The sequence below is a fragment of the Chamaesiphon sp. GL140_3_metabinner_50 genome, assembly GCF_025361915.1.
In the GTDB taxonomy this organism is placed as follows: Bacteria; Cyanobacteriota; Cyanobacteriia; order Cyanobacteriales; family Chamaesiphonaceae; genus Chamaesiphon.
Genome location: NZ_JANYJC010000341.1, coordinates 1 through 5,151, shown reverse-complemented (window position 1 = coordinate 5,151; position 5,151 = coordinate 1). Strand labels below are relative to the sequence as shown.

The window sequence follows — 5,151 nt, the reverse complement described above, 5'->3', positions numbered from 1 at the left end:
GCTAAGTCTACCAATCGATCCACAACATCGCCGCGCAAAACTTGAAAAGTCTGAGACGCGCTGGCTACTTTTTGCCAATTTTGCTCGATAATACTGCAAGCTGCACTCGATTTGTCGATCGCGATCGTCATCCGAGCATCTCGACACAGAGCCTCTGCACCCATCGCACCACTACCCCCACATAAATCCAGCCAGCGACAACCAGAAATCGATCCTTGCCAAATATTGAACACCGCCTGTCTCACCCGCACTGGTGTCGGTCTAGTTTCCAATCCCGGCAACGTTTTCAGCTCTCGATTTCCATAGATTCTAATACTCATTAATAATTCCCCTCAATTACTAGCTCCGGATTCGATTAGCTGAAGCACATAGTTCGGCTAACTCACAATCTGGACAATTAGGTTTTCTCGCATTACAAATAGCTCGACCATGATAGATCGTCATAATCGAAAAGTTTTCCCAATCCACTTTGGGCAAAAGCTTCATCAGATCTTGCTCGATTTTAATCGGATTTTGATGTTTAGTCAAACCAATTAGATTAGTTAGTCGTCTGACATGAGTATCGACAGTCACACCTTGAATATTGCCAAAAGCATGAGCCGAAACCACATTGGCTGTTTTTCTCGCTACGCCAGGTAAAGTCAATAACTGTTCCATTAATTGCGGTACTTCACCATTAAATTCCTCAACTATCTTCCGACAAGCACCTTGAATATTTTTAGCTTTATTGTGATAAAATCCAGTCGATCGCACCAATTTTTCAATATCTAAAATATCGGCATCCGCCATCGATCGCGCATCGGGAAATTTAGCGAATAATGCTGGTGTTACTTTATTCACCCGCTCGTCGGTACATTGCGCTGAAAGAATCGTTGCCACTAATAATTGAACGGGTGTTGTATAGTCCAAACTACAGGTAGCATCGGGATAAAGCCGTTTCAATCTGAGCAGAACTTCTAATGCTCGTTTCTTCTTAGATGTCCACTTGCGATCGATACTCATTGCGGATTTTTAGTTAGATAGCGATTTGTTAGATTTCCATTTTATAATATTAACAAGGTTATTTAGAAACTTTGCAATGGTTTCGATCGAAAGGCGAAGAGTCAGAACAACACATGGCGGCGGCACTAAAAATCTACGCAGCAGCACAGAAAACGGCTGCTGGGATGTCTAAATATATTTAGTTAGTGGTTCGATCGATTTCACAAAGCGGAGGCTACGCCAATGAGTTTAGGTGCTCTCGATCGAGCTAAACAATCGGTTTTATATTAGATAAATCTTCGAGATTCGCTCCATTAGTAAGGATGGAGTTATAATCTTGGTATACTTATCCCCAATCGTATGTCTTCTGCTGCCATCACAACAATTGTTAAAATGGTCGAGTCTCTGCCCGACGATTTGCAAGAGCGGGTTTCTGAGCATATTCGTGAATATATTGCCGATCTAGATGACGAAGCAAAATGGGATTCTTCCTTTCAGAAATCTCACACTAGTTTAGTTGCGGCTGCTAGAAAAGCGAAGCAAGAAATTGTAGAGGGCAAGTCAGTACCGATGGACTATGACAGGTTATGAGATTCGATTGGGACAAAAATAAAGCAGCCAATAATCTACTTAAACATGGAGTATCATTCGATGAAGCAAAAACAGTCTTTGACGATCCACTCTATGTTGATTTCTACGATCCAGCACATTCTGATGATGAGGATCGTTATCTAATCGTGGGAGAGTCTAAACAGAGACGTTTATTAATTGCTTCTTATACAGAAAGAGGCAATTTAATTAGACTAATTAGTGCTAGAGAAGTAACACGTACTGAGAGGGAAGTTTATGAAGAAGGATAAATCAGAATTAGATGATGAACTTTTGCCAGAATACGATCTGAAGAGTTTGAGAGTCAGAAAATTAGGATCTGGACGAAAAAGCTTCGGTAGTGCAATAGTTAGGCTGGAACCAGACGTGGCGGAAATGTTTCCGAGTGCTGATGATGTCAATGAGGCGTTACGATTATTAATTCAGATCTCCCAACGTCAGGCAGGCAAGAATTCTGCAACTTTCGAGTAAAACAATCGATCGAGTTTAAACGCTCTCGATCGAGGTAATCGGGCTTGGTAACGCTGAAGTATTCAATGAGAAGATTGAGACTCAACTATCACCAGATCGCAAGTTCGTTACAATGAGGTGCTGTCTGTCAGGGTGAAATTCGATGCATCGTCTCGCTACAATACCGGGTGGTTGGAATCCTGCGGCTGAAGGTGTCATTTTTGTCGAACAACAGCCAGCCCCGATCGCATTTATTACCGCCGCCGATACTGATATTCAGACATTAGCAGTCGCCACAGCCCAGTTATCAGCGGATTTTCCTCAGGTGCGGGTGGTGAATTTGTTGCAGTTGCAGCAGCAATTGACGATCGATACTTATGCTGAGGATGTATTGACGGCGGCGCAGGTAATTATCATCCGGTTAATTGGGGGTCAATCTTACTGGAGTTATGGGCTAGAAGTCGTCCAGGAGACTGCCAGACAGACGGGAGCGGTGTTAATCGTTCTGCCAGGTGACGATCGCCCCGATCCGACGTTGATGAGCCATTCTACAGCGAGTTTGGCGGATGTCGATCGAGTGTGGAAATATCTCATCGAGGGTGGGGTAGATAATTACCGTCAGCTATTGAATTTTATCGCGAGTCGGTGGTTGGATTTGGAGTGTGGATATCGCGATCCTGAAGTTGTGCCTCGCGTGGGGATTTATGATGAGGTGCGGTGGTTGCCGGAGGGAATGCCGTTACAGGGCGGGGCGGCGATTATTTTCTATCGGGCGCACTATCTATCAGGGAATCTAGCTGCGATCGAGGCATTATGTCAAGCTTTGGTCGATCGAAACCTGACTCCGGTGCCAATTTTTGTGTCTTCGCTCAAGGATCCGGTGGTCGCCGGGGTGTTAACTAGTTATTGTCAGCAGGGTGTGGATGTTTTACTCAATACGACGAGTTTTTCCCTGGCAAGTTTGGATGCGGATACGCCCCAGGTTGGTTTGTGGGCGACGCTGAATTTACCAGTTTTTCAGGTAATTTTGAGTGGTGCGGGGAAGGAATTTTGGGAGTCTGGTTGGCAGGGTTTGACACCCCGCGATATGGCGATGAATGTGGCTCTCCCAGAGGTGGATGGGCGGATTATTACGCGGGCGATTTCGTTTAAGGCGGTGCAAACTCAGAACTCGGCACTTCAGACGGATGTATTGGTGTATGAGCCTGTGCCCGATCGAGTCGAATTTGTGGCAGAATTGGCTCTAAATTGGAGTAAACTACGGCGGACGGAAGTATGCGATCGTAAGGTAGCCCTGATTCTGGCTAATTATCCGACTCGTGATGGTAGGTTGGCGAATGGGGTGGGTTTGGATACGCCCCAAAGTTGTGTGGAAATCTTGCACGCGCTGAAGGCTGCGGGTTATCAGGTTGGGGATATTCCGGCTGATAATGGGGAGTTGATTAAGTTATTAACGGCGGGAGTGACTAACGATCCTGAAGGCGATGGCTGGCGAAAGGCGCGTCAGTCGTTGGATGGTAAGGAGTATCGATCGCATTTTGAGACTTTGCCGATTTTAGTGCAGGCGGGGATTATTGAGAGGTGGGGAGAAGTTGATGGATTACCCCCCCAATCCCCCTTTCCAAGGGGGGCTTTAAACGATCGATCGTTATTGGAGAAAGCGGAGATGGTGGATCCCCCTAAATCCCCCTTCAAAAGGGGGACTAAGAACACAGATTCGAGCGTAGATCTAGAAGCTAATCCGGTTCCCCCCTTTTTAAGGGGGGCTAGGGGGAATTCACCATCTCCGCAACCCATTAATTACCCCATCCCCGGCATCCAATTCGGCAATGTCTTCGTCGGCATCCAACCCGCACGCGGCTACGACAAAGATCCCAACCTCAACTACCACGCACCCGATTTAGTGCCACCCCACCAATACGTCGCCTTCTACCACTGGGTTCGATCGAATTTCGGTGCAAATGCGATCGTGCATGTGGGCAAACACGGTAACTTAGAATGGCTCCCCGGCAAAAGCGTCGCTCTGTCAGAAAATTGCTATCCCGAAGCTGTATTCGGAGCCATGCCCCATTTATACCCCTTCATCGTCAACGATCCTGGTGAAGGTTCCCAAGCAAAACGCCGCACCCAAGCCGTAATTCTCGATCATCTCACGCCGCCAATGACTAGAGCAGAACTCTACGGCGGTTTAAATCAGTTGGAGGGTTTGATCGATGAATATTATGAAGCCCAAACCTTAGATCCATCACGAATGCCAGTAATTCGCGATCGATTAATCGCCCTCATCCACCAAGAACACCTCCACGAAACCCTAGCCATCGAAATCCCCGCCCAGGAGGGCGTACAAAGCAAGGGGGGGGTGGGTTCCGACGCGCTCCTCACCCAATTTCTAAACACCGCTGATGGTTATTTATGCGAACTGAAAGAAGCCCAAATTCGCGACGGTTTGCATATATTTGGGCAGTGTCCCCAGAATACACAATTACGAGATCTTGTTGTCGCGATCGCGCGTAATCCGAATGCAAACAGACTGGGTTTAACTCGTGCAATTGCCCTAGATTGGAAATGGGATTTCGATCCATTGACGGCTAATTTGGGTGAAGAATTTGTGGGATCCGATAACCCTGGAGATCCCCCTAAATCCCCCTTCAAAAGGGGGACTAGGAACATAGATTCCCGCACAGATCTAGATCCGATTCCCCCCTTTCCAAGGGGGGCTAGGGGGGATTCAGATGCTGAAACGAAGCTAGCAACCAAACCCTGTCGCATCATCGGCGATGCAGTAGAAATCCTCGAACATCACGCCGCAGAACTAGTCTCTGCTATCCTCACCAGTCAAACCCCAACCGTCGGCACCCATACCCAAGCCGAACTAAACTGGATTGCCACAAAACTCCTCCCCGCACTCCGCCAAACCCCCCAGGAAATGACAAACCTCCTGCGCGGCTTAAACGGCGAATACATCCCCAGCGGCGCATCCGGCGCACCCACACGCGGCAAACCCGAAGTCCTCCCCACCGGACGAAATTTCTACTCCGTCGATATCCGCGCTGTCCCCACCGAAACCGCCTGGTGTCTGGGACGCAAAGCCGCAGAAGTGCTGATCGATCG

The 5,151-nt window shown here is 47.7% G+C and carries 6 protein-coding genes; 4 read left to right on the top strand and 2 right to left on the bottom strand.

The window, feature by feature from the left end; genetic code table 11:
• Together Q0R35_RS16840 and nth are read right to left on the bottom strand one after the other, a co-directional pair.
• Positions 1-320 (bottom strand): RsmD family RNA methyltransferase (locus Q0R35_RS16840; protein ID WP_295621057.1); only part of this gene is annotated, 320 nt, incomplete at its 3' end.
• Positions 321-339: 19 nt separating this feature from the next.
• Positions 340-1,002 (bottom strand): endonuclease III, encoded by a 663-nt coding sequence (nth, locus tag Q0R35_RS16835; protein WP_295621054.1) that lies wholly within the window; start codon positions 1,000-1,002, stop codon positions 340-342.
• Positions 1,003-1,341: 339 nt separating this feature from the next.
• Here nth and Q0R35_RS16830 point away from each other — a divergent pair, with 339 nt between their 5' ends.
• From Q0R35_RS16830 to Q0R35_RS16815, 4 genes are all read left to right on the top strand, one after another.
• Entirely contained in the window at positions 1,342-1,572 is a 231-nt protein-coding gene (locus tag Q0R35_RS16830) for a hypothetical protein (protein ID WP_295621051.1), read from the top strand.
• A complete protein-coding gene (locus tag Q0R35_RS16825; RefSeq protein WP_295621048.1) occupies positions 1,569-1,841 on the top strand; it encodes a BrnT family toxin in 273 nt (90 codons plus the stop codon). The genes Q0R35_RS16830 and Q0R35_RS16825 overlap by 4 nt, the downstream gene beginning before the upstream one ends.
• A complete protein-coding gene (locus tag Q0R35_RS16820) occupies positions 1,828-2,061 on the top strand; it encodes a hypothetical protein (protein ID WP_295621045.1) in 234 nt (77 codons plus the stop codon). Before Q0R35_RS16825 ends, Q0R35_RS16820 begins: the two co-directional genes overlap by 14 nt.
• A gap of 142 nt (positions 2,062-2,203) precedes the next feature.
• Positions 2,204-5,151 (top strand): cobaltochelatase subunit CobN (locus Q0R35_RS16815; RefSeq protein ID WP_295621042.1); only part of this gene is annotated, 2,948 nt, incomplete at its 3' end.